This is a genomic window from Halorientalis pallida, assembly GCF_049605515.1.
Classification (GTDB): Archaea; Halobacteriota; Halobacteria; order Halobacteriales; family Haloarculaceae; genus Halorientalis; species Halorientalis pallida_A.
Genome location: NZ_CP187156.1, coordinates 67,612 through 92,083, shown reverse-complemented (window position 1 = coordinate 92,083; position 24,472 = coordinate 67,612). Strand labels below are relative to the sequence as shown.

At 53.0% G+C, this 24,472-nt stretch carries 24 protein-coding genes and 1 pseudogene; 10 read left to right on the top strand and 15 right to left on the bottom strand.

Annotated features, from left to right (window positions below):
- The 4 genes from ACOZ4N_RS00365 to ACOZ4N_RS00350 all read right to left on the bottom strand — a co-directional run bounded on the left by ACOZ4N_RS00365 (nucleotide 1) and on the right by ACOZ4N_RS00350 (nucleotide 7,057).
- Entirely contained in the window at nucleotides 1–2,892 is a 2,892-nt protein-coding gene (locus tag ACOZ4N_RS00365; protein ID WP_424016252.1) for a DUF1156 domain-containing protein, read from the bottom strand.
- Between the two features lie 4 nt (nucleotides 2,893–2,896).
- Complete coding sequence (locus ACOZ4N_RS00360; protein ID WP_424016269.1) at nucleotides 2,897–3,457, bottom strand: DUF7680 family protein; 561 nt, start codon at nucleotides 3,455–3,457, stop codon at nucleotides 2,897–2,899.
- 80 nt (nucleotides 3,458–3,537) lie between these two features.
- Nucleotides 3,538–6,837, bottom strand: a complete 3,300-nt coding sequence (locus ACOZ4N_RS00355; RefSeq protein ID WP_424016251.1) for an ATP-binding protein — start codon at nucleotides 6,835–6,837, stop codon at nucleotides 3,538–3,540.
- Nucleotides 6,830–7,057 carry a hypothetical protein gene (locus tag ACOZ4N_RS00350; protein ID WP_424016250.1) on the bottom strand — a complete coding sequence of 76 codons (228 nt, stop codon included), beginning with the start codon at nucleotides 7,055–7,057 and terminating at the stop codon, nucleotides 6,830–6,832. The genes ACOZ4N_RS00355 and ACOZ4N_RS00350 overlap by 8 nt, the downstream gene beginning before the upstream one ends.
- 209 nt (nucleotides 7,058–7,266) lie before the next feature.
- Between ACOZ4N_RS00350 and ACOZ4N_RS00345 the strand changes: the two genes are divergently transcribed.
- The 4 genes from ACOZ4N_RS00345 (at nucleotide 7,267) to ACOZ4N_RS00330 (ending at nucleotide 10,106) form a co-directional block, all read left to right on the top strand.
- Nucleotides 7,267–8,175 (top strand): hypothetical protein, encoded by a 909-nt coding sequence (locus tag ACOZ4N_RS00345; RefSeq protein WP_424016249.1) that lies wholly within the window; start codon nucleotides 7,267–7,269, stop codon nucleotides 8,173–8,175.
- A gap of 132 nt (nucleotides 8,176–8,307) precedes the next feature.
- Nucleotides 8,308–8,763 (top strand): hypothetical protein, encoded by a 456-nt coding sequence (locus ACOZ4N_RS00340; protein WP_424016248.1) that lies wholly within the window; start codon nucleotides 8,308–8,310, stop codon nucleotides 8,761–8,763.
- A 45-nt stretch (nucleotides 8,764–8,808) separates the two neighbouring features.
- Nucleotides 8,809–9,051, top strand: coding sequence for a hypothetical protein (locus tag ACOZ4N_RS00335; RefSeq protein ID WP_424016247.1), 243 nt, complete (start codon nucleotides 8,809–8,811; stop codon nucleotides 9,049–9,051).
- Nucleotides 9,052–9,248: 197 nt separating this feature from the next.
- Nucleotides 9,249–10,106: a hypothetical protein gene (locus ACOZ4N_RS00330; RefSeq protein WP_424016246.1), complete on the top strand. Its 858-nt coding sequence runs from the start codon at nucleotides 9,249–9,251 to the stop codon at nucleotides 10,104–10,106.
- 52 nt (nucleotides 10,107–10,158) lie between these two features.
- On the opposite strand, the gene ACOZ4N_RS00325 is transcribed toward ACOZ4N_RS00330, so the two are convergent.
- Nucleotides 10,159–10,407, bottom strand: a complete 249-nt coding sequence (locus tag ACOZ4N_RS00325) for a hypothetical protein (protein ID WP_424016273.1) — start codon at nucleotides 10,405–10,407, stop codon at nucleotides 10,159–10,161.
- Between the two features lie 29 nt (nucleotides 10,408–10,436).
- Nucleotides 10,437–10,622 (bottom strand): annotated as a pseudogene (locus ACOZ4N_RS00320) (SOS response-associated peptidase family protein); the annotation flags it as partial.
- Between the two features lie 322 nt (nucleotides 10,623–10,944).
- Between ACOZ4N_RS00320 and ACOZ4N_RS00315 the strand changes: the two are divergent.
- Complete coding sequence (locus ACOZ4N_RS00315; RefSeq protein WP_424016245.1) at nucleotides 10,945–11,547, top strand: 5' nucleotidase, NT5C type; 603 nt, start codon at nucleotides 10,945–10,947, stop codon at nucleotides 11,545–11,547.
- A 96-nt stretch (nucleotides 11,548–11,643) separates the two neighbouring features.
- On the opposite strand, the gene ACOZ4N_RS00310 is transcribed toward ACOZ4N_RS00315, so the two are convergent.
- On the bottom strand, nucleotides 11,644–12,369 hold the full coding sequence (locus tag ACOZ4N_RS00310; RefSeq protein WP_424016244.1) for a hypothetical protein: 726 nt from the start codon (nucleotides 12,367–12,369) through the stop codon (nucleotides 11,644–11,646).
- A complete protein-coding gene (locus tag ACOZ4N_RS00305; protein ID WP_424016243.1) occupies nucleotides 12,369–13,103 on the bottom strand; it encodes a class I SAM-dependent methyltransferase in 735 nt (244 codons plus the stop codon). Before ACOZ4N_RS00305 ends, ACOZ4N_RS00310 begins: the two co-directional genes overlap by 1 nt.
- A gap of 1,023 nt (nucleotides 13,104–14,126) precedes the next feature.
- Between ACOZ4N_RS00305 and ACOZ4N_RS00300 the strand changes: the two genes are divergently transcribed.
- Nucleotides 14,127–14,342, top strand: coding sequence for an HTH domain-containing protein (locus ACOZ4N_RS00300; RefSeq protein WP_424016242.1), 216 nt, complete (start codon nucleotides 14,127–14,129; stop codon nucleotides 14,340–14,342).
- Here ACOZ4N_RS00300 and ACOZ4N_RS00295 read toward each other — a convergent pair.
- Entirely contained in the window at nucleotides 14,339–14,548 is a 210-nt protein-coding gene (locus ACOZ4N_RS00295; RefSeq protein WP_424016268.1) for a winged helix-turn-helix domain-containing protein, read from the bottom strand. The genes ACOZ4N_RS00300 and ACOZ4N_RS00295 overlap by 4 nt on opposite strands.
- 308 nt (nucleotides 14,549–14,856) lie before the next feature.
- Between ACOZ4N_RS00295 and ACOZ4N_RS00290 the strand changes: the two genes are divergently transcribed.
- Nucleotides 14,857–15,702, top strand: a complete 846-nt coding sequence (locus ACOZ4N_RS00290) for a hypothetical protein (RefSeq protein ID WP_424016241.1) — start codon at nucleotides 14,857–14,859, stop codon at nucleotides 15,700–15,702.
- 320 nt (nucleotides 15,703–16,022) lie between these two features.
- On the opposite strand, the gene ACOZ4N_RS00285 is transcribed toward ACOZ4N_RS00290, so the two are convergent.
- Together ACOZ4N_RS00285 and ACOZ4N_RS00280 are read right to left on the bottom strand one after the other, a co-directional pair.
- Entirely contained in the window at nucleotides 16,023–16,511 is a 489-nt protein-coding gene (locus tag ACOZ4N_RS00285) for a hypothetical protein (RefSeq protein WP_424016240.1), read from the bottom strand.
- Nucleotides 16,512–16,663: 152 nt separating this feature from the next.
- Nucleotides 16,664–18,067 (bottom strand): hypothetical protein, encoded by a 1,404-nt coding sequence (locus ACOZ4N_RS00280; RefSeq protein ID WP_424016239.1) that lies wholly within the window; start codon nucleotides 18,065–18,067, stop codon nucleotides 16,664–16,666.
- Nucleotides 18,068–18,302: 235 nt separating this feature from the next.
- Between ACOZ4N_RS00280 and ACOZ4N_RS00275 the strand changes: the two genes are divergently transcribed.
- Nucleotides 18,303–18,497, top strand: coding sequence for a hypothetical protein (locus ACOZ4N_RS00275; protein WP_424016238.1), 195 nt, complete (start codon nucleotides 18,303–18,305; stop codon nucleotides 18,495–18,497).
- A gap of 21 nt (nucleotides 18,498–18,518) precedes the next feature.
- Here the strand turns inward: ACOZ4N_RS00275 and ACOZ4N_RS00270 are convergent, their stop codons facing one another.
- Together ACOZ4N_RS00270 and ACOZ4N_RS00265 are read right to left on the bottom strand one after the other, a co-directional pair.
- A complete protein-coding gene (locus ACOZ4N_RS00270; protein ID WP_424016237.1) occupies nucleotides 18,519–20,516 on the bottom strand; it encodes a hypothetical protein in 1,998 nt (665 codons plus the stop codon).
- Nucleotides 20,517–21,176: 660 nt separating this feature from the next.
- Entirely contained in the window at nucleotides 21,177–21,575 is a 399-nt protein-coding gene (locus tag ACOZ4N_RS00265) for a hypothetical protein (RefSeq protein WP_424016236.1), read from the bottom strand.
- A gap of 243 nt (nucleotides 21,576–21,818) precedes the next feature.
- On the opposite strand from ACOZ4N_RS00265, the gene ACOZ4N_RS00260 reads away from it, so the two are divergent.
- Entirely contained in the window at nucleotides 21,819–22,430 is a 612-nt protein-coding gene (locus ACOZ4N_RS00260; protein ID WP_424016235.1) for a hypothetical protein, read from the top strand.
- Nucleotides 22,431–22,467: 37 nt separating this feature from the next.
- Nucleotides 22,468–22,716 (top strand): type II toxin-antitoxin system HicA family toxin, encoded by a 249-nt coding sequence (locus ACOZ4N_RS00255; protein WP_424016234.1) that lies wholly within the window; start codon nucleotides 22,468–22,470, stop codon nucleotides 22,714–22,716.
- Between the two features lie 3 nt (nucleotides 22,717–22,719).
- On the opposite strand, the gene ACOZ4N_RS00250 is transcribed toward ACOZ4N_RS00255, so the two are convergent.
- Together ACOZ4N_RS00250 and ACOZ4N_RS00245 are read right to left on the bottom strand one after the other, a co-directional pair.
- The gene (locus tag ACOZ4N_RS00250) at nucleotides 22,720–23,172 is read right to left on the bottom strand and encodes a type II toxin-antitoxin system HicB family antitoxin (protein ID WP_424016233.1); all 453 of its coding nucleotides are present in this window, start codon (nucleotides 23,170–23,172) and stop codon (nucleotides 22,720–22,722) included.
- A 163-nt stretch (nucleotides 23,173–23,335) separates the two neighbouring features.
- Complete coding sequence (locus tag ACOZ4N_RS00245; protein ID WP_424016232.1) at nucleotides 23,336–23,857, bottom strand: hypothetical protein; 522 nt, start codon at nucleotides 23,855–23,857, stop codon at nucleotides 23,336–23,338.
- Between the last annotated feature and the right edge of the window lie 615 nt (nucleotides 23,858–24,472).

The following is a 24,472-nucleotide window of genomic DNA, read 5'->3' as shown; positions in this document are numbered from 1 at the left end:
TTAGGTGTGGTCACCGAGTTCGGTCTGTTCCGGCCTTTCTTCTGTGACGTCAGTGAAATCGGTCGGTGTGAACTCGAGACCGAGTGCGTCGTGGGTCCGACCTAAGGCAAGGTCGCGAGCAGCCTCCCATTCAGGGTGATCCTGTGGAAGCACCTGCAACAGTGCCTTTAGAGTAGCTTTGAACGGCGCATCCGTATCGAAATTCCGTTCTTTGAGCCAATCAATTGTGACGTCTTCACCTTGCTTCGCGTAAATATGCATTGCCGCATGGACCGCATCCAGTGCAATCGTAAATGAGATAGCATCTGGGTCAACTGGTTTTCGGCTAGAACGTTCCTCTTTTGGAAGGGTTATATCTTGGACTCTGTCGTCGTAGCCGCGCAATTTGATGTCTCCTCGGCGCTTTCGCCAAAGTTTGGTTGAACGTTTGATATCGTCGATATCTACTCCAATACCAAGGCCTAATTGGTGTCCCTCGTCGTAGTTGAATGTGTCAGATTCGTGAACAAGCCACGATAAGACATACCATTCGGTAATGTCATCCAGTTCTCCAAGACCTTCACCCTCTAGATACTCATCGACAAGGATCTGAGTCACTGCCTCTCGTGCTTCTTCTAACGCACGTCGAGGCGGTACTGGTTCATCTTGATCATCGACTACTGGATAGGCATCAGCGTATACCTTTAGAGTCGGACCGAATGCGGATATGATGACATCAGTCTTCGTGAGAGAAAGGCCCGAATCAAGAAGATCCCGTGCAGCATCTTTCGCGGCCAGCCTTGTATCGGCACGCACATCACTCCAAAGAGTTGGTACATCACTATCAAGTGGAGATGAGCCCTCGGTAGTCTTCCGTCCAGTGAGTAAGAGAGTACTATCAGCAGATCCACTATCCTGAGTGTCGATTCTAGCTGGCATCTCACTAGAAATCGGGTGTGTTGATGTTATTGTGAAGCCAGAGTTGATCAGGGATTTAGTGAGGGTATCCCAAGCATCAGTTTCTTTATGAGTGAACATCACGGTCATTACTCCACCAGGCTTAAGAACACGATATAATTCTGAGAAGATCTCACTCATTTTCTGCTCGTATTCATTATTTGCTAGTTCTCGCTTGGAATCAGAGCCGCCTGCAATACCTCCAAATCGGCTGGGGTTTGCGACCGCTTCGTCATCCTTGTTCGTAAGCTCCGACCGGAATTGGTCAGGGTAGACATCGTCCAAATATTCTTTCATCCATACATAGAACATATCAGACAGTTCAGCATACATAATACTACTATAATAAGGGGGATCGATCACAACGGCCTCAACTTCGTTATCCGAATATGGTAGACTCGCAGCATCTCCTGTAGATAATTCCGCAGGAGAAGCATCGTCGGGGAGGTAAGAAACCAGTTCTTCATAAGATTCGATTATCTTTCTAATTGCAGATTGGTAACTCCCCATTCCACCGACGGACATATTGATATCGGCAAATGATTTTGCAAGGGATAGGTGTTTTCCCCCCATCGCGTTCGAAGGATACCCTTTTCCAGTATGCCATGGTGAGAAGCGGGAATTATAGTCTACGAGTTTGCCCGGAACTAAGGAGAGAACAGTCAAAAGCGCCTCTGCTTCACCTTCTGGATACTCTTCTTGGATTTCGTCTTTTTTATCTTCAAATGCTCTATAATACTCATAGTGAGAAACCAGCTGGCGTGGAGTGAACATGTCCCTCCATTCACGAATCCCATGCTCCCGTGGTTCCCGGGTCTTTTCGCCTTCTGGAAGAGGAGTAGTTAGGAACGATGCAAGATCAAAATCTGACTCAATACGTTGTTCAGCGCTTTCTAAAGCTTCATAATCAGCTTCATTGGGGGCCCGAAAACTGTAGTCACCAGAGGAGTCCATATAACGGACACAGATTATGTCATAGCTGAAATCCCCGTCCTGATGCATCTCTACAATGTCCTCTGATTCAGTGACGATCCCACAATTCAAACACTCAGCGTCACCACCTCGAGAGACCGTTCCCTGTTTGTGATCAAATCCGTCTAGTTCTTCCTCAGCAGGTTCAATTAAACAGTCGTACTCAATCGAGCCATCTTCAGCCACTTCTGGGACAGAGATAACGGTATCTGCACTCCGTCGTGTACGAATTGACCACTTCGAAACTAACGGTATGTCTGTGCCACAGTCGGGACAAGTGACAACATGAGCACAGACATAAGAATCAACGGAGTCATGCTCTCTTTCTGAGGGGAAATACTGTTCCAGTCGCTCTTCCGCAAGATCATCAATACGTTGGCTCCACAGCTCCAAATCGTCCTGGAGTGACCCCACTCTTGGTGCGTAATTCAACAATACCTGAAGTATCACCGAAGGGACCGGGTTTAGCTCGTTAGCCTTAGTCGGTAAACCATATCTAATTGCCTCGTATGGAATTACACCCCCTCCCGCACACGGGTCTAATACTGTCGGAAGTTCACCACCCCATGTCTCTTCCAGAATTTCATGGATATCGCCCCTCTCTTTTTTATTCGGTGACTGTGTAAATGGTCGAGGGTAACCGTAATGTTCTCCCAGAGAACCACTTCTATCACCCTCACTGGCTTTCTTTTTCTCAACATATTCCGAGATATCTCCTTCAATTCCTTCTTTGGGGCCTATCTGAATCCAGCTGAGTATTTGATCAGAATCAACCCCTTCTGGCAAGATAGAGGCTAAGGTCGCTAACCTAGCTGCAGGCGTAGGTCTGCGAGCAAACCAAGGGTGAAGGTAACGATGAGGAGGCATATGTTTGGGATTTGCCTCCTTCAGATTCTCTATCCCTACGGCTTTTAGTGGTAGTTTCCCTTCTATTGCAAGACTTTGCCCCTCAATACCGTCTGAATTAGACTTATTCTCGGTCATAGTTCTATTTGATATGGTCAGTCAGCAACACTCTAAGCGCCTTTTCACCGTTCGGACTCGACGGGGACCGACACTTCGCGTACCAGTAGTAACACTCTTCATCGCTCATCCGTGCAACGCCCCGAGCCAGCGACCGCATCCGGTCGACACGTTGGATTGGCTTCACGCCACGAAAGGCAACAGCAAGCCGGACGCCTGCCGTCTCGGGGAGGAACACGAATCCAGCCCCACCAGTGAGGACTTCTGAGGAATCTCCTGGCGTGCCCTCTATCGCTTCCCGGACGACGTCCTGGAGCGCACGGACGCGGGTCGGGTCAAGCCGTGCGACCTTTGCGCCGGCCCACTTATCCCACGTCCAACCATCGAGCTTGGAAAGGAGGTCGTCGCCAGCGATGTCCGAGACGAGATCCTCGACTGGTGTGATACTCAACGAACGACCTTCCCGTTCTAGGCGATCACGGCGGGCTTCAGCCTGTTCGCGAGGGAGTAGTTCATGGAGAGTCCACTCTCCGCCACCGTCTGTCTCTCGTCGGACGAGCGTGAACGTTGGGCGGCCACCGAACATACTCGTCCCGTAGCGAACCAGCCGATCCTCCTCTGTCCCCTCGGCGGGTGAGGTCTCAAATTCCGAACCGCGACTCGCCATCAGACCGTCACCTCCGAGCTCGCCTGAATCGGGCCACGCCCTTCGACTCGGACGTCGATGTTGCCCGCATCAAGGTCGTTATCGAGGGCAGCGAGGAGGTCATCACCCTCGTCAGTAATCGGTTCGGGCTCGTCAAACTGGAAGCGGAACTGGATGGTCTCTCGATCATCACCGAACGAGCCGGGCTGGTCTATCACGTCCCGGAATCGGCTCGGTGACCCCGTGAATTCCGCGCTGTACGTCCCGTCGTCTGTTCGAGTTTCGTACTGCATTCGAACCGTCACCGCGTCTTCGCGGGCTTTGAATCCAGGTCGCTGACTGATGAACTTGGCCGCTTGGAAAGGTTCGTCCCCACCGACCTGGATAGTCACCTCTTCAAGCAGCGGCGTCCGGTCAGTTCCAGCCTTCGATTCCGCATCGCGACGGACTTCCGAGAATGCTCGTGAAGCGGACATCATCTTCTTGCTCGCCTCCCAAGATTCCTCGGGTTGGCACTCTTGGCATCGGCCGCGTTCGTCCAGCAGCTGCTCGCTAGCGACCTCTTTGCCGCAGGAACTACAGGTCGTATCGGACTGGTGTTCCTCACAGTAGTAGGGTTCGCTGCCTTCTGGGTTTTCAACCTCCGCCCCACACTTGGCACAGGTAGCAACCGTCTGTTCTGGCCGGTCGATTTCGTCGAGGTAGTCGTCGACGAGCGCATCTATATCTCGATAAACGACGAAGGCGCTCCCGATCTGGACATCGCTGTCCCGAATCGAGGTCTCGACATCGGGGGATTCCGCGAACGGTTCCGGGTGTGGCCACGTCGACGGCTCTGTCGTCCCGGCCCAGTACGCCGTCCCAGACTCGCCATCCCAGTATGCGTACCCGTGGTCACTTACGAGAGAGGAGACAGTCTCTCGAATCGGTTTCGTGCTGAAGAGGTAGTCCAGCCCCGGCTTCTTCGCGTATTGGTTGACCAGCGCTTCAGTAGACATAGCGTCCTGGGTCTGCTGCCAGAGTTTCTGTTGGACGTGAGCCGACCCACGAGCGCCGGCGTCGCGTTTCACGATCTTATCCTCAAGCGTTGTCTGGACAGCGTCGACCAGTGTCGTCCCGCCGTTGGATTCGGTCGCACCGATGGTGATGTGGGTAAGCCCGTCCCGGTCCGGGTAGTAGAGATGGCGGTAGACGTTCCGAACGAGCTCTCCGAGCATTAGCTGTGCCTCATCGCTCCGTTCTCGGAGTTCCTCGATTTGCTCCGAAGAGAGGTCGGCTTTCTGTTCAGGGCTATCAAGCAGGGCCTCGATAGCCTCAAGACGCCGAGCCTCGTCGATCGCTGCATCCATTCGATCAGCGTCAGGGGCGAGGAACAGAGCGTAGTTCTTGTAGATTCGCGTCTCAGTCTCTCCCTCGTGTTTTGCGGCTTGCTGCTCGTAGAGCTGAGTCACCCGGTTCGGCGGCGTATCGCCGCCGTCTTCGACAGCAGCGGTGTCTGGATGCATCACCGCGAGCTTCGGCGTATCCGGGGTATCCGGTAAGTCCGCCGGCGATTCAGGGAACTCCACCGGCTGGAAGCCACCATCCCCGATTTCCTTCGAGGTGAGACGGTTCTCGAAACGCGAATGAGCGCTCGCTTCGGGGGTAGACTCGATCCGCTGGTCGATAATTCGGATCAGGTTTGGTTCTTGCTTGAATCGGAGCCGCTCTTCCTCGTAGAGGAAGTAACATGCGACGTCCATATCGTCGCCCCGGAGTGCGGATAGTGCGGCATCGTAGTCGTCGAAGTTCAGATCGGGATGGCCGATGGCGAGGTTCAGATCGGCGTGAGTTAGGCCTGCGGCCTGTTCACCGTATGCGAGGCTGTGCCAGAGAACTGTTGTCGTTAGATGGGTACCGAGAGGCGGGAGACCGTTTTCGGTCCATTTTCTGTCCTCAAGCTGGGAGTGCGCGGTACCATCGTCGTCGTAAATGTCGGCGGTCACTGCGGGACCGAGATCGACGAAGTCGAATAGGCGCTCACGAAGTATCGTCTGAATCCCACCGCCAGGATCGTCGTCGGCGACTGTGAGGTCGTAGATCCGGATCCAGTGGCGGTCGTAACTGTCGGGCTGGTGATTCCAGAGGTAGTAGACAGCTCGTGCAAGTAAGCGGAGGGCGTCACGAGTGCGCTGGAATCGAGGGATCGTATCGATCTTGTCCGTGAGAGCGTCGATTAAGGAGGGATGGAAGGGATATTCGCGAGCAAGGACATCCACGTAGCCAGCGTCGGTGGCTTCCTGTGGATACTGCCGGTCTTCCTGGTCATAGAATTGGAAGTATGAGTCTGCGGCTTCGCGCGCGGCGTTTTCTGGGACTTCCGAGAAGAGTCGGTGCTGAAGGACTTGTCCGATCTCGTTTTCGTCGGTCGGCGTGACTGTCTTATGCTGCCGCCGACCGATCTCATTGACCTCCTCGATATGGTCACGGACGCCATCACGAACCCGGTCAGCCTGCTCACCAAACGCCGTATCCGCGATAGAGTAGACGACCGTGACGTGCTCGGATTCGGCAGCCGCTTCGAGGAGTGCCATCACGAACGAAAGCGTCTGATCGGCAAGCGTCTTGTCGCCAACAGGCGTGCCCGCGGCCTTGTTCATGTAGTCGGCGATTTCGTCGATCAGAATGAGAGCCGGCTCATCGTATTGAGCGAAGAGTTTCGAGAGCGTCCCCTCACCGGGAGCGTCCCGGTCTTGGTCGTAGTCCTTGAGGTACTCGTAGCCATCGAGCCCGTAGAGCTGGTACGCGAGTTCACCCCACATCGTCCGGGTATTCGGGGCATCCGGATCGTCGTCGGCGTGTCGAGCATCCTTGCTATCGGCTTTCGTACCGATGAAGACCCCCGTAGCGATGTCGAGGCCCTCGGCTACCGCATTCTGGTAGTCAGCCGCAAGTTCCTCATCACCGTCCAGCAGGTAGTGCGAGAGGTCGTCAATACCGTCAGGGTTCTCAGCAAGATGGTACGAAGCGATGAGGTCGTGCGTTTTCCCACCACCGAATCGCGTGTCGAGACAGAGAATACTTGAGGTGTATGTTCCCGGATCGTACTCTGTCGTTGCCAAGAAACGGCCCGTGAGATTGGAGAGCAGCGTACGGAGCCCCTCCGTGGGGTAAGTCATATCGTAGAACGAGTCGGGGTCTCGATAGACGGGTGCTGCCTTCTCAGGGTTGTGTACGACAGTCGAGAGTTTTGCAGCGAACTGTTCCTCCTGGAGCGAGCCGTCTAAGACATCGTCTCGTGGCTGACAGCTCTCGAAAAGAGAGGGGTACTTGCTACTCATCGATTTCCTCCGTGGATGATGAATCAGCTGCTGGTTTGGACACGATCACGAACTCAGTCTCCGTGCTGTTCTCGATGATCGCTTTGGCGATTTCCTTCGACTCGGCGACATCAACCTTGATGGCGTCCCCAACCTCTGCATCGAATTGGTCGAGTTCAGGTCCCGACAAATTCACCCGGCCCGATTGACCGGTGTTCTGTCCAATTGTCTTCTGAGTCATCTGGATAGTCACATCACCTAGCGGGAATGTTATAACCTTTACTTAGTCTAAGTTCCTGATTTGTAGTGTGCGAGTTCTTCTTTAGCCCCTCCCCCCACTACCCCCTGAATACTAAGTGACTGGGGCTAATCGGTCTACCCACAATGCAAATTAATCGCGGTCCTCGCGACCACCGATATGGGACGTACTGGAATCGTATCCCGGATTGTATGCCGAGGCACGTCCCGCTAGCAGACCTGGAAGACTTCTCCATACCCCGTAAAGAGACGGGAGTACCCTCTAGAGAGGAGTTTCCCTATCCAGTAGTCCCGGTCGGCGACCAATACCAGTTACATCTGTTTCCGGCACCTGACCATATCCGGCCGATGCTGGTTCAGCTCACCGATGGCGAAGTGCTCACCGATGGTCACGAACCGTACGGATTCTGGCTGACCGTCGATGGGATTGCCGAAGCTCGAGAGACTCTTATTGCACAGGTAGAGAACTATACGAACCAGACGGCACCTCGAGAGCTCGGAACCGCCCTCCAAGACGCTCTCGCCACGGATGAACTACTTCACGACATATTCTCAGAGCAACTCACTGAGAAGCTCCGTCCACCGACCGTTCGTTGGCTTCGTGACCGTACCAAGTCTGTAAGCGCAGACACTGTCGAATACACCGGTGGAGCGTACGTCAAAACGGAGTGGACCATCGAGCTGGAGCCTGAATCAAACAGGGAAGAGAGATCCCCACGGACGCTCGAGTTCCATACCGATGATCTCATCCAGCAGGATTCGCAACGGTTCACGGTTGATTACCGGCAGCTCTTCCGCCAGCAAATTCGATGCTCAAACACCTGGTGGACGGATCTCAGCAGATACTGGATTACCTCGGCAACGGTCGAAGATATTGTAGACGATGATTATCCCACAGAAGAGGAATCTGCATTTTCGCTCCGCCAATCTGGGAAGGCGAAGTACCACCTCGTACGGAATGAAACTGGGACGACCGTCTGTGGTCATGAAGCCCGTTCAGGCGATATCCGGCAATTCTCCCCAGATACGCTTCCGATGCCAGCGGCACTCTGCAATCATTGTTCCAGAGAAATCAAACGACACCTGATTCCCAGAGAATAGTGTCAATTCGAGCTGATCGCTGATCGTGAATAGCTGAACACGATAGAATCAGGCGGTCCGCATCACCTGTTTAAACCAGACAGAAGCGGTACAGCACCAGAATATTATGACGTTCCAGTCGTGGTGTTTTGTATGAACATCCCCGATCTCACCCCGATACGAGAGTCTCTTGATGCCAGAATTGAGGAGCTGGAAGAGGAACAAAAACGCCAGGAAGAGCGGCACGAAGGAGATGGAAGCACACCCGCGGTTTGGGACAAGGTGGAACCGAAAATTCGGCGCGATGTCGTGGAGGATTGCCACGATGATCTTGATGGCGTGGACGAACAAGACGAGGTACTCCGAATATTGGCAGAATGGCGCCGTAGCGAAAATCGAGAGTGGGAATTCAACCGGAACAGTTCCACGGTAGAGAACGAACGAAACAACATCAAGACGGCTGAAATTCGGATCTGGAAGGAAGAGCTCATGGAACTAATTCCCGAGTCCGAATTCAAGACCTGCGGCCTCTGTGAGTCTCTTCAAATGTCAAAAAGCGACCGGCGCAAGAGTCGAGGGTATGTCTGGGAATGTCCTGACTGCTTCTAGTCTGGGCCCACGAACCACTATTATACTGACGACAAGAGGGGAAGTATGGGCGCATCTGATTTGGCTGGCAGGATGTGTACGCGGCTAGAAGAGGAGTTTAATTTAAGCGAGGACCGGGCCCTCCGTATCACGACACTCGTTCGACTACTCCGAGGAGAAGATGAGGATGTCTTTGGCGAGTACGGAAGCAAGCGACACCAGAAACTCCAAGAGCAGCTGATCGACGAACTCGATAAGTCACTCCTCGAGCAGTCCGGAATACGATCGAAGAACGCTGGAATAACTTGATGGATGAGTTGGACTGTCAAAGTCGCGCTGACAACGGAGTATACCTCATCCCTTGGAGTGAATACGAAGCCGACGATTGGCAAAACCCCGGTGTAACGAGTTCCCGCCCATGACCTGATTCCGGAAATTCCGGAAGCCTTGAATTTCCACGAACAGGAAGACTCGACTGAATCAAAAACACCTCCGAGGAAGTCAGTATGGGGAAAATAGACCCTGCTATAATCTTCAGGAGCGAGTGCAGCGACCAGGTAGACTTCGAGATCGCCTTTACTGCCCTTGTAGTAACAGTTGTCCTCAGCGTTCCCATCAACGACTTTGGATACACCCTGCTGAAAGCCTTAGTAATCTCCTTGAGCGGACTTACCTTGCTTAGGAAGATGGCGGTCTCAAACCAGCATGCATATTCTAGACCGGTGCTTCGATGGTCGATGCCGTTCATTCAATCGATCACCCTCGTAGCAACGGTGCACATCTTCTTGGAAGCAGGTGCAGCTCTCTCCTACCAATTCCCTATGCCGATATCTCCAGTGTTAATTGCTTCACCGCTAATCCCGTTGTTCGTTCTCGGAGTCTTCGGTTTCCACGAGAAGGTGACCAAGGACGCAAGCCTCTACATCGCACTCCTAAGTCACAATACCTCGAAACGTGCAGAAGAAGCAGAGATATTCGGCTTGACTGAGGGCCTAGATGACTGGTTTCTGGACCAAGCCGGTCTTTTTGTAACCTTCTCGAACAGCGAGAATATCCCTTCAGAACTGACATGGCTGGAACATCGTGTTGATTCGAAGGCTTCACCCCCGCTTCTCAAACTATTCGCGATAGGTGCAGCTGGCTATGCTTTGATTTGGCTCTTGATCGTCTGGGTCTTCGGATCTACCGCTCTCAACTTGGTTTTCCTCTTCTTTATTTTCTTCATCAAATATCCAGTCCAGTTCTGGTACTCTCGGTTCGGATTGGCCCGGTTTACTTCAGAGAGATCTGGGTGGGTTGACGCACTGATCATCCTCCTCGGCTTACTCGCTGCTAACCTGACTATCTTGCCCAGATACGGTTGAGCGGCGTCTCAGTTATTCTCCGTCGTCTAATTCTTCGTCACCGGTGGAAAGTTCAGAAGTGAATACCCTGTCTCCAGCATTGAAGGCCACCAAGACGTTTCAACAAGTTCTCGTCTATATCGGGGTTGAAGCAGAACACCTGTCTCTCGATGTCCGGAGAGTTCAAACTTTCTGAAAGCTCGAGATTGGCCAAGATATCGAGATCCTCGATGTTGTTACCGCTAAACTGTTCTGTATCCTGGATAGCGACCAGTTTACCACGCATCAAAGCCGGATTGTCCTCCCCTTCCTCAAGAACCATAATATGGCCGCCTTCAGCGTACTCCCGGACATCGTGACGCACGAGATCGTCTCATCGTCACCTTCACAGACGTCCCAGAGGCCGGCCATCGCGAAGGTAGGGTCGTCCTCGCGGTAAATCCGGTAGGGCTGTTTCTACCCGCCACTTGGCGATTTCCACTCGTAGAACTCTAACGAGAGGACCAGATAGGGGCGGGATCCCCACGCTCGCTTGAACGCGCCCACATAGTAGCAGTGCAGACAGCCGCAAAAGAAATATAGTGGCTGATGATCTCATGTTCCAGAGGAAACTCGAACACAAGATGGTCGAACAGCGGTCCTGTCTCGTTAGCTGCCGCATTCAAGAGATCGTCTATCAAAGCTACGTCTTGCAGGGCGATGGTACTGTTGGATACAGTTTCCAAACCCTACGGCCTAGACCTCGAACGGGTAACAATTGAGAGCACCAAACAGAATCGGTTTATGTTCTGAACAGCTACTATAGTCCAGAATTCCCGAGCTCGTCGAGGAATCAGAAACATACGATTGGTTGATTGAAATGAGAATTGCTGTCGATGTCGATGGTGTCCTCGCAGACCATGTGTCAGCGGTTCTGTCTCAGCTGCGGGCCGAGCACGATGAATTTGCGAAAGTGAAGTCGGAGATGACTCATTGGGACGAGCCACTTCCAGAGTTGGATACTAGTCTCAAACCAGCTATCGAGGCCGCTGAGTCAGAGCCAGCGTTTATCCGTAACATGCCGCCTGTGGAGGGAGCTATTGAGTGGACAACTGAGTTAGCCGACCGTGGCCATGAGTTGATCATTGTCACTGCTCGGCCAGAAGCGATCCTTCCAGCGACTCATGAATGGCTCGAAGCCAATGATATCCCCAATCGCCGTGAAGAAAGTCTCTCCACTAGGGGTGAAATGAAGACCATTGCGGATGCAGAGATCTTGATTGATGATTTTCCGGGGCATATTCGTGACTTTGCGGCAGCTGGAAAAGAAGCGATTCTCTTCGTGCAGCCGTGGAATAAGTCAGAAGTTGATGAGTTGACGGAATCTCCCCGAATCTTTGCTGCCGAGGACTGGGAGCAGGTCCCCACTATCGTTGAGTCACTTTACGAAGCTTCCGAGAGAGAGGGTCCGAGAGACGCTTGATGATCCACTGACCTCTGATAGTTTGAGGAGCCCTGCTGGTGGTCCCTTTCTGCAAACTTTGGGGAATAGCTAACTCACTCGCCGCGTACGCTCCGATCACCCATTCTCCTCCACTCGAGCAATCTTCTCCTCTTCACCGCGGAACCGCCATTCGACCTTGTCGAATCGGTAAGTAGTGGTAATGAGGAATAATACCAAAATGATAGCAGCATCTTTCCAATAACCGAGACCCTCGAAAACACTGAGGACCTCAAAGAGAAACACAGGAAGCAACAGGAGAAAATATACAAGCGAGCGTCGTTCCCATAACTTCTGGTGGAGATGGCACACATATCCAACCTCTTGATTCTCGTCTCCCTCTTCATCAAACGGTCCTCGGCGATACTCGGCGAGTTTCAGCAGGTCCCAGATGGTGTACAACAAGAAAATCAGCACGAGAAGAGCGACCACGATTTCAAGCTGCTCATACACGATTAGCATGAATCCGTAGAGGACGACAAGAAATGCATCCAAAAAGAACCGCAGCATTCCCGCTAGAGATCCATACAAAACGGGAGTATTGCTGATTGAAGCATTAAAGCCGTACCAACTGAACAGCAGCGTACTGACGCCGAGGAGGAACGTCCCAAGATTGGTCACAAAGGCCAGATTAGGGATAGCAAGGACCCAATCTTTGGAAAGCAGTCCTTTTCCTCCAACGAGCTCCGGTGCAATACCAATCGTCAGCGCAAGAGTGAACAGGAAGTCCAGTAGGTCTGGTTTTACCTGATCCTTGTAATTAGGGCCGCTATCGGAACTACCGGTCTTGGTACCTGGTCGCATTAATTGTTGAAAACTGCTGACACGATTGAGCGCTGATATGAGTTGCCAGCCACTTCATCTTCGAATAGTAACTCTATCGCGACTGTCGGGACATCTCCGAACGGTAGCTCCGCAACCAAGTTCCGCGCGTTGTAGAGTTTCTTCGGAATGTCGTTCAGTGGGTCAACAATCATGTTCTCACCCGGATGGGAATCAGCAATACTCTGGTAGTATTCATCTTCCACGCCTAATCCGGACCAGTAAAACTGTCCATCGGGGACAAGGGAACGGCGGACATCAGTAAAGTATGCATCCAGTGTAGCTTCCTTGAGAATATGACACGAAAAGTAGGAATCCACGATGAGATCGGCCGACTGATCTGCAACGGGAAGACCTGCTGTGGCATCAGCTAACAGAACGTCGACTGATCCACTCACTGTCGAGTGGGCGAGTCGTTCCTTTGTGCGAGCGACTGCTTCAGTCGAGAAATCGAGTGCAAGGACGTCGATACCTTTGTTTGCTAAATAAACCGTATTACGCCCGTTACCACACCCGACATCAACTGCAACATCGATTGATTCGTACTCTAAAGGTCCATCTGCAGCAATGAGAGCACGCGAAGGATCGTCTCGATCACTGCTCGGAATAGCCTTGTGCCGAGTATATTCTTGGTCCCATTGCTTGCGTTCAGCTGCCGTCGGTAGATCTGAGGAGGAACTCACCCGATTAGTGATCGTCTTCGGTCCTTCGGCCATTCTTGGAAAGGCTTTATTCTCTGAGTATTTGGTAGTGTGGGGTAAGCATTCCTAGGAAAGAGTGCACTCTGGGAAACCGTCTGTGTGAAGCACGTTATTGTTCACAGGAATCGGCGAAGAGATATCTGTTTGCGCGTGTTGTAGAGGTTACTGAGAAGACAAAATACGCACCCACACTGAGCAGCTAGCTCGTCCCACCGGTTCCGAAATTAACCTTAAAGAACGGTCCATTGACTCCGTCGCTGCGACTCGATTTGCTCGTCTGTCTCGCGCTATTCAAGGTGCCAGCTCTCTCGAAGAAAACTGCTCGTGATTATCGCGCTAATCGAGTATAGTTTGGGGAGTCCCCGTGATACTCGACTCTCGATAAGATTCCTTCTCTGTTGATTGCTACCGCTGACAGTCGTGGGCTTGAATCCGTTCTGCCATTCCAAGTCGTCCACAGACTGGACACTCCACCAGCTCATCCAACCCCTCATCATCGAACTCCTCCAATGCCGACCGCAGATGGGCAACCACATCGGGATGCACGGCACGGGTGTACGCCTGGACCAGTTGATGCCGAACAGCCGCTGTATCAACACACTCGCTCATACTGAACGCACCCCCACAGCTAACGTATCGCCGAAGGTTTCGAAGAGGTGTCGATCCCTCCAGCCGCGTTTCTGAGCGACGAAGGCCATCCACTCGTCGATACTCGCAGCTGCCAACTCGGCGACATGCTCACGATCGCCATCCGGAGCGACGGCGACGACTCGACCAGTGACGGTATTGTAAATGTGATCGGTACCAGTCTCGTCCGTGCCACAGAAGAGCCACCGTGGTCGGACAGAAGCGTTTTCAGCAGTGCGTGTGTTCGCTGCCATGGGTTCTCATTGGATTTGGAACCCCAGCTCGCCTGTCTCAGCAGGCGGGCGGCTTTCTGAGTAAAACCACCCCGAGGAGCTAGCGTTCCTAATTGATTATGTACACTGGTGGGACCATAATACTTTTGCTATTGGTAAATTATAGAGTCGGGTAGGGATGACTCGTGGAAAACAAACAGTCTCTGACAAGGATATCCTGAGTACATTCAATTCCAATGAGGCTCCATTCCTGACAGCAATCGAGCTAGCTGAGGAGTTCGGGATGACACGACAGTGGGCACACAATCGACTGCAGGCCCTTCACGAAGCAGGTGAAATAAATCGCAAGAAGGCGGGGCCACGAAATGTAATCTGGTGGCTGCCAGAAGACTAATCCTTGTCTCTAGTCTCCGCTAAGTACTGTTCACCAGCGGTTGTAATCCAATAGAATCGAGCGCGGCCCCCTGGATTTTTGCTCTCGAGATACCCATCCTCTTTGAGCTGCTTGAGTCGTCGATCTGCCCATTGACGAGTCTTTTCGAACTCGTCAGCGAGTTCTTGAGCAGTGAATGCAGGGTCCGGAGACTCAACAAAGAACACGAGCACCTCGCGTATCGAGACTGACGGTTCCGGGCCGCGTGTCACAAACCCAGTTGAAGGAGCGATGAATTAGGCATTCCGTCACATTACTGTTTACCATTAGCAAATATTAAGTGCGCCCTGGGTGTCACTCTGACTCAGACTCTACGCGGTGGTGTAGTCGCCCACGAAAATGGCGACCGTGTGCCTGCACGGCCGCCGCGTGGAGCCGGGAGAACCGACATGTTTGATACATTCACGGGGACTATTCAATCCCCCGCACGCCCAGTCGCATCGCTCGCAACCACACCCACCACGGGAGGTCGCCAATGACGGACCTCGAAACTCTCGAAGCCCGCATTGCCGATCTCCAAGAAACCGTCGAGGCCCAACAAGCCCAGATCGACCAACTCCAGACGGACCTCGAACAGGAGCGCCAGGCCCGACACAACGCCGAAGCCCGCGTCGACGACCTCGAAACCACTGTCGAAAAACAGTCAGCCCTCCTCGACGCCCTCCGTAAACGCACGGACACCACCCAGTCCCAGCTCGCCGAACTCCAGGCCCGCGAACTCGAGAAAGGCGCGCATCTCGAATACGAACACGTCACGCCAACCCAAGACCAGCTCGACCTCCCCGACGATCGCCTCGAACGCTTCACCGACGAGGACGGCACCCAGTGGGTGCGCCTGCCCGACCACGAGGATCCACTCGATCGGGGCCCGGACACACTCCCGGCAGCCGACCTCCTGCCAATCCAGCAACTCGCCCGGATGGACGAGGATGCATTGGCGACGGCCACCAACACCAGAGCGGACTACATCGCCGTCCGTATCTGGAAAGCCCGGGCCACCCATAGCCCGGGCAGTCTCTGGACCCAGGGGTGCAAGGGCGTCGCCGAGTACGTCGACGCCAGCGACATCCGCGTGTTCATCAAATCCAACTGCGAACGCGACGACGAGTCGCTCAGCCGTGACTACGCCAAGAAGTTAGCCGGGCGGGCGATGGAGCGGTTGCGCGAACTCGCCAAATCTCGCGTGTATATCGAACGCCGCACCCACCGGAAGGACGGCCTCGAGTACACGGAACGCCGGCTCGTCCTGCCGAGTGATGCCGAGATTCCTGGTAGTGTTGTGACAGACGACCCACCGGGGACAGACGCTGTCACCGGGTAAGACTGTCCCCGGGGGGTGATTGCACCGCGGTTGATAAACGAATTCCCACAATCGGCGAAACTCCACGTCCTACGCGCGGTTGCTAGCAAAGGTCGGCTACTGTGTAGTCTGTCTCTCGAACGGCTGTCGACGGCACTCGCTGGTACCACTCTACAGGACCAGCACCGGAGACAATTTCTGTCACCGGACGGTCGGGGCTGAATCAGTAGATTACCTCTCAATGCAAAAAGTGTCGTGTGCTGCTTTCAGAGATAGCATCTCCTGAATACAGGACGTGGGTCGGTCACCGGTTCGGTAGACGATTTACCGGCTCGAATCGCTCAGTACACTACAGAAGCGAGGAGTGTTGCTCCTGACAGCAATAGAATTCCCACAGACACGGATACTTGAATTCGAGAGATTGCCTCCGCATGCTTGTTTGATATCTGCTGATAGGTTCTGTCAACTTCATCGAAGGCGCTGTTCAGTTGCCTCAAAATCGAGTTCCGATGGTCATAGAATTCATTCTTTGCTTCGCCATTGAAATTCTGATCGACAGCGTCGAATTCGTAAGGTTCTGTTTCAACTGCTATTCTAGCCTCGATCAGCTCTTCGTAGAGATCAACATATTCCTCTCGTAAATTTGAAAGGCGTTTTCGTGCAGAATAGCCGGTTAGGTCAATTGGGACTTTGGCGGCCTTCAGTCTCAGTTCAGCAGCCTGACGGTCTATTCGTATAAGTTCAGCGTAGAACTCTGTGGCCGGCGTAAAGCGTTTTGTATCAAGACGACTCTGGGCGAGATTCGCCAAATCATCTCCATCTTCAACCATACTGACTAGTACACTAGTCCCTTACACTACCGTCATCACGAATTCCAAAAGAGGGTTTGGTTTATCCGGCACACTCTCTGCTCAGTACGCACACTCACTGAGCAGTCGTTTCAGCCGATCCCCTGACTAACGAAACCGGATTCACGACACTGTTAGTCGTCATCAGCTGTCGTATCGTCCTCAGCGCTATCTTCGCGTTCTGCGCCCCTGATCGCATCGAACCACGTCGAGAGTTCGTCACCAACGAGAATAGACCCAATAACGCCCAGCAGGAAAGGGGGTACCATCAACAGGAGTGGCCACTGTGCGAGCAGCGGTCGCGGGAGCCACTGCCACTGGCTCGTGTAGGCTGGCGCGGGATCGGGCCGATCGCCGTCCAGAACGGTAGCCCGTGTCTCGTTGAGCTGGCTGTCGTTGAGCCCGCGCTGTGCCAACTGCGCCTCAAAGTCAGCATAGGTCGTACCCTCCCTGTTCACCGTGTCGAACACGCCAGCGAGCGTGTGCCCACGTTGGATCAGTGCCGCATCGAGGCGGGCCAGAACGACAGCACCCCAGCGATAGGCAACTTCCTCTGCATTGGCTGTCGCCAAGTCCGTCGACGGATCGTACTGCGCATTTTGTGCGAGTGCCGCATCGTATGCAGCCGACGAAATCAATCCCTGTTCGAGCGAGAGCCGAGCGGCATAGTAGGTCGCACTCGCTTCCTGGAACCACGTGAAGTTCTGCCCCTCGTAGACAGCCTGTCGGGTATGGATGTATTCGTGAACCCACGGGTTCTCTGCTGACCGGAGCGGCGCATCAGCCTCGATGAGGATGTTGTTCTGAGAGCGGGGAACAAACCCACCAACTGCAGTGATTGGTTGTGGCGACGCGAAAATCCGGACGGTCGAATACGCGCTCCCAACCGATACTGATCGGGCAGCACCAGAGAGCGAGTCAAGTTTTGGCTTGGGGTCCAGGTCGGCAGCCGCTGGCACGACAAGCGTGATGTTCTGGCAGCCGACTGTCCGAGTCTGTGCCGTGTAGTTTCCCAGATACAGCATATTCGCGCCGATCACGCCCGAGCCAGCGGGCTGCAGTGTGGTATCAGCGCCGTTGTGTGCAGGCGTAGGCGCTATCACCCAGTCCGAGCCGGCGACATAGGACATATTTTCGAACGCGGTCGCGCCGGCTCGCCCGAGTTTGGTCAAGGCATACCGGAGCGTGAGCTGATCACCGCGTTGGACCCGCGCGTCCAGCGACTGGCCACCTGCGGAATCGAAGCCAGACTGATTGACCAGTGTCGCTCCCGGTGGCAACGTAATATACAACTCGTCGAGGAATGGCTGTTCGCGGGCAGTATAGTTAATTTCGACGATCGACTGATTCTCGGTCGCCTGCGCGACCGTGCCGGAGATCGCCGCGTCACCCCCACCAGCAACTGGCCGATCCGGTGTCGGCTGGCACTGCTGGGGTACGGTGGCTGTCTGTGATGGGATCACAGCCGGCTGGAGGGTGGCCAGTGGGATGGCAATGGCAACGAGGAGGAGACCAAACAAGAGCCGATACGTGTTCACGGAACCTGTTTCTAAAGAGACTAAAATAAAGATCTAGCAACAGGGCCTACAGCCGGAATCGTGCCTTCGTGTTCCGGATATGATGCGTACTGAGCGGAGATCCGATGGCTACTTTTCGTTAACCAACACTCCTCATCGATCCCTGCCGTATATTGGTTAACGGGTGCCGCCGACGGCAGACGCGCCGGCTTTTCGAGACGCTCGGTGATTCCTGGAACAGTCGGGTGAGCGCGTGATGAGCGAGGTCGATCCCGATGTCGTCGAGATGCAGCTGGCCCAGGCCTACACGCGGGCGTTACAGCCCACTGCGCGGGAGCATATTCACGCGGCACTGCTGGAACTCGATGCGGAGATCCCGAAAGAGCTCGCCGAGTGTCCCAGCTGTGGGCGCGTGGGGTTGCCCGAGCGAGTGCGCGATCACGACTGCTGAAGTAGCTTCAGTCCCCGTTGTTTACCGATCCCAGAGCTCATCCGCTTTTTCCTCAAAGACAGCCTGAGCATCGCCTGTTTCAGCAATCTGTTGTAAATCGTCTTTATCAAGAGTTAATATATTAACTCCCTTGCCGCGAATTTCACGGATTGCTTGGTCACCATTCCGGCCTTCATACGAGTCTGAAATCCCCTCCCAGCAAACAAGTATAATACCTTTACAATCAGGCGAAGTTGCCCTTGCCTTCCCAAATGCAGTATAAATCACGTCTACGCCTGCTGTGTCTGACCAATTTTTACATTCGACATTGATTGGAGATCCTAATTCAGTCCAGGGATATTGTCGCTGATTACTTGTTAATTGTAGATCGATCTCTTCAACGCGGGTTCTAACGTTGGTTCCCCGAACCTGAGTATCTGGAACAGCCTTCTCAAATATTAGCTGCATCAGCCGTTCAAGTGAGTTACCTTTGTCCTCTGTTGTCTCAGCGTCTTCCGCATCCGAATACAATTCTGAGATACGTTGGTGGACTTCATCGCTTGTTGTGTAATCCTCAAAGGAGGGCGGAAAACCAGCCTGGAAGTGAGACATCCGCTCTTCTCGCATATTTACGTAGAACACTTCTACTAACTCTTGCTCTCGACAGTACTCAGCTGTCATTTCATCCAACTCAGATTCAAAAAGCAAGATTAGATTGTGATCAAACTGAGATGATTGTAGCGTTTCAACGAGGTCGCGTATTGTTTCAGTTGAGCGGTCTGCTGCTCGTAGAGCACGGACTATTGAAAGAGACTCCTCTTGCTCTACAACGAAATCATGGTCAAGATCTATTCTCTCATCACCAGTCCCTAGAGAGGAATCAGAATAGGTGCGAATCGTAAAGCCAGAATCAGAAAGAATGCGAGTCAGTGTAATCTCTGGAGCAAGGGCTTCGAATTCAACAGAATCTAAATAAGATAACGGATCCTGTGATCCGGATTGTTGTGAGGTATCAGACTCAAGATCGTATAGTTTCTTAGCTACTTTAAGAACGAAGGACCGGTTCTTTACAGTTAAGTTTGAGCCGTACTCATCAACCTCACTTCGGGAAATCATCGGTGGATCCATCGCACTAGCCACAGCAAAAAGGAGTACTAACGCATTCGCGATCCAGATCTGGTTTTGAAGTCGGAAATTTTGATCAAATAGCCCAGGTGTTTGCGTAAATTCTGGAATGAATAGCAGATCTCGATTTTCTAGTTCACAAAATAGCTCGATTCCCCTTGGTGAGCCAGATGTCCCAGATTGATGCCGGCAAAGTTCCCGTAGTGTATTAAGCGCCCGATCAACGATTTTTGATAGTCGAGTAACAGTATCGTTGAAGAGTGAGTGCTTTGTGAGGCCAATTCGTGCACCCTCAAAACAGTATGCAGCTGATTGATATCGCCCATTGCGTAGATTTCCGATACCCGAATTTATCAGCCAAGCATTACCACCTTTCCAATTTGATCGAGATACAACGGGATGAATGTGTTCAGAGAAGTATTTATTATATTGTTCGTTCGAGAATTCGATATTAGAAAGTCCATCTGGGATCGCGTCATCAATCTCTTCCTCAATATCCGCCTGAAAATCTAAAATATCGTCCAGAGAGACGCTATCGACATCAACACTGTAATCCCCAGATTCAACAACCTCAGAATACGGGACTTCTGTGAGACTACTCTCATCAAAAAACCCAGTCTCAATAGCGATTACCATTTCAGCAGCAATCAGTTTGCAGAGAGGCTCAATATCCTCATTATAAGCTCTAAAAGAGATCTGAGCCCCGCCCCAACTAAATTCTCTGATGCCCGGCTTTCTATCATAATAAAAATGTAATATATCCTTGATCGAATCAATACAATCATCTGCAATCCGATACCGCCCTCCTCTACCAATCCCATCAGGAACAATCGTCTCATCTTGTTCTAGCCGGATCGGGTCAAAGTCCACTTTCGAGCCAACAATATCAGCATCCCGCTCAAATCCAGGTAGCATAAATATTGTATCAAAGCAATAGAATATAGGAGTTCCCACTCAAAATTGAGAGGCTGAGAAACAGAGTGATCAAGACATCTCAGCTAAACCACGCCGCCATGGAATCGGGGGGACGTGCGCCAGAGCAAGACTTAACTCTGCTCTTGAGATACTAGTATCCGTGGAGACGCGTGGGGCGTCCGGCACGAGCCGGCACCCCTACGCATTGCTACAGGACAAACCCCAAGCAGGCAGTTGCAGCACCACCAAGCCCGCCGAGAATTTTCACTCGGTGGACCCAGATCCGGTGGCGCAACTCCCTAGCTCGGAGTTTGCCGAGTTGATTCGTGCTGTCAGTGTTGTGGTGGCTTTCGTTAGACATACCTACGACTATGCAGGCTGCAAAAGGACGCAGAAGCGCTGTGGAGACGCGTGAGGCGTCCTTTGAAACCTGCAACTAGAGGGTGTGCTTCTTTGCTTAAGAAGGTTCGCAAACCCTGCATAAACAAGCAATAATTGCCTTTAATCGAGAGGGATTGCTGGTTAGATTCCGTGAGAACCCGGCTAGCACATTACTACCCTCTCAGCAATTTTGGCACCAGTCCCGGCTATGAGTGAATCTCAAGCAGTCATAAAAGACGGCTGGAAGACAGAATAGCCCAGTTGTGCTGTCACGGCAGCTCAATCCGACATAGGGTGGTCGTCGTCAAGAATCCGAAGGAGTTGCTCAAACAGGGCCTGCCACTTTCGTTGAACGTGCTTGTCCTCGATCATGAATTCCGCTTCGTCGAAGAGTTGCTTCCCGCACCACGTCTGGATGTCTGAGAGTTCTGTGTCGAACGCCTCACAGGCTTTGTCTTGGCCGTGTTTCCGCTTGTCCGCGTAGGTGTCACACTCGGATGCAAGGGCCCAGTGGACTACAGAGAGGACAACCACCCACCAGTCCTGCTCGTATCGCCATCGGTTGTTTTGCAGAAGCTGGTCGATCTCTTCGGTTCGGGTCGCATCTACCTCGTCGGGAAGTTCGTAGGTGCTGTTACTCGACTCTCTAATCATTTCACCGAGACCGCTTGGTGTCATAGACCAGCATAGGAGATTGAAGTTGAAAAGTGGGGCCGAGTTTACGGATCTAGTGGGCTAGCAGCTGCTTGCCGCTAGCGAGAAAAGACCGGCTTCGAAGAATGAGCGTCTTGCCATGCCGAAGATCAAAGACAACCTGTGGTTGACGCCAGTGTATTTTGGTTAGGTGCTGGACAAAACCAGTCAGCTACAAGCGGACTTTCTGGAGTTAAATATTTATGTCATTAGCTATAACGTCAACCTGTGACTGACGTACTGGAGAAAGTCGAAGTAATCCAGCAAGCGGGCGAGATCACTCTCGACCTCTTGGAAATTGGGTTTCCGCCAGCAGGATACGGTTGTCCGGAAGACGAAAACGGCACTCCAATTCTCGAAGAAGACGAGCGGTACTGGAGTGCATTCAAAGAAATCGAATCTCGTCTCGAAACATTCGGGTCAGTTGAATTTACTGACGAGTTCTTAACTCCAGATAACCCGTTTCTGAGTCTTACTGCGAGGAAATCACTTGGTGGGGGGGTTTTTTGTCAATATAATATCAACTACGGTGCAGATGGCGTCGGTACGATTGTTGTCGAATACCGCATGAACGAGGGGTGGCACACTGCAATCGATCACCACCCTTCAGAACTTCACCCAGTCGATGTCGGGCGCTACGTGGCACGCGCTGAACTATCGCTCCTCGCCAACGAGTTGGAGTCACCCACGGAGACGCTCGATTACTGGGTCGTTGAGGGGTCTGACTACCATGATTCTGAATTTAGCCAGTCACGGTGGGCAAAGGTTCGGAATGTAAGCCGACAAACGGTTAACGATCGGGTTCAATCAGCCCGCGGGAAACTAACTGACGAGACATAGCATCCATGACGCCCCACATCACCAGGAGGGACAGCTAATGTCGCGACGGACCTTCTCCGGTCGCGAGGTCGCGAAAGTCCTCGTGCAGTGGGGATTCAAGCCTGTCGGCGGCCAGGGCAGCCACCGTGTTTTTCGCTACGAGCATCCCGAGACGGGCGAGGCCCGGACGGTCTCCGTCCCGATCACTCACGATCCGATCAAAACGGGGACGCTCCGGGAGATCGCGACGCAGGCGGGCGCGGAGAATTTCGAGGCGTTCTGTGCCGAACTCGACGCGTGGCTCTAACTCTCAGTCCCAGGGCGGGCTCGCATCGGCATCTACCTCGTCGGGATCAAGCTCCAGCTCGGCATAGATTTCCTCTGGCGTCATCTCTGACTTCCCCTCGCTGACCTCGATTGCTTCGGCGAGCATCCGCAACGCCTCGGGCCGCGTGGCGCCCTGACTCGCAACGCCAGTTTCTGAGTCGATGCTCGCATAGCCCTCGTCGTCCTCGACCAAGACGACCACATCGCGTGGCCGCCACCAGACCACATTCCGCCGCCCAACCTCGACCCGCTCGATTTCGTCAGCCTCGCTGAGTTTGCTAAGTCGCCGGTGGGCCTGTGACCGATCCAGTTCGAATTCGGCCGCCACTTCCTGTGCACTGTAGAAGTCGCGCTGTCCCGACTCGAAAAAGTGGAGAATGGTCTCGTCGTCGATGGTTGCTGTATAGCGGCCCCCGTCGCCGCGCTCCTTCGACATGGCTGTACGTAGTGAGGGCACGCTATTTATGCCTTACCACGATTGTTGTGTGGCGACAGCGGGAGTCGGTAGTGTTGAATTGCCGGCAGGACTCGTGGGGCGTCCCAGCCGTGAGCGCGTCGAGCTGCCCGATTGCGTCCGAGAGCACGACTGTTGACTCAATCTACAGCAACGAAACTATTGTAGAAGCCAGTCCAGTGGCGATATTCACACTCTGGAGTTCCGGTATTTGCTGCTCGAAAGCGATTTTTCGGTCTTCCCAGCGCAATGAGCGGAACTCATTCTGTTCCAATTTCCGAAACATCATATGCAATATTGGCTCAATTGCTTCCCCACTATCCGTGTAGCCGAGATCAAATCGTATTGAGGAGTTCTCCTCAGAATAATCATCAGGATGAGTGTCAGTTATGATTAACGTTGGTTCACCATCGCCTCGCGATTCTACTCCGAATAGTTCATAGGCAGATTCCAAAGCTTCAGCGGAAGGGTCAATGTATAGACAATTATCAGGGATATCGAAGCCGTTACCACCCGAAATTCGATCGTTGAGCGCATCCTGTTGCACGTTCTGTGCTTTGGATATTTCAAATATGAAATATTCATAGCTCTCAGGAACAGCGGGGAATGTCTCTATCTCATCTTCATCTGGATCGTTACCGAGGTCCGTGCTGAGATAGAATATCATACACAGACAATATCACAGAGTTGCATTAAAAATACGGGCCCTGGTGCACACTTTTTACAGAGTGTCAGAAGCGATGCGTAATCTTATGGGCAGAGTGACCACCGTGGATTGTGTCTGAACCGGCCCAATCATTCCATCAACTTCCCCCACACACTGATCGACGATATCACTGCTCCGGTCCAAGACAGCAAGCGAACCGAGTCCCCCGTTAAAACAGCCGAACCCCCTCTTATTTCGACTGGAGTCACCAACGCCATCCCCGAAATCGTGGCCCGGCTACGATACTTTCACTCCGGTCTGCCCAGGCTTAAGAAGTGACCTATCTTCCAACTGAAATGGCGGAAAAACCCGTAGAGGCGTTGCCTGTACGGGATGGCATCTCCGAAGCGACACAAGAATCGCTTCGGAAAACCCCCCGACGGCAACGGTTATTTGCCACCCGCCAAAACACGCATCCCGCCGCGACGGTGAAAGCGTCCGTTAGGGTCCCTCTGCAAGCCCACGGAGGGTTCTGGCGGACACCACAGATAGAGACATGTACGCCACACAGAACCCGACCGTACAGGTCATGATCGTACAGCAAGCCGAGACACCACCAACAGGTAGGCGGGGGTG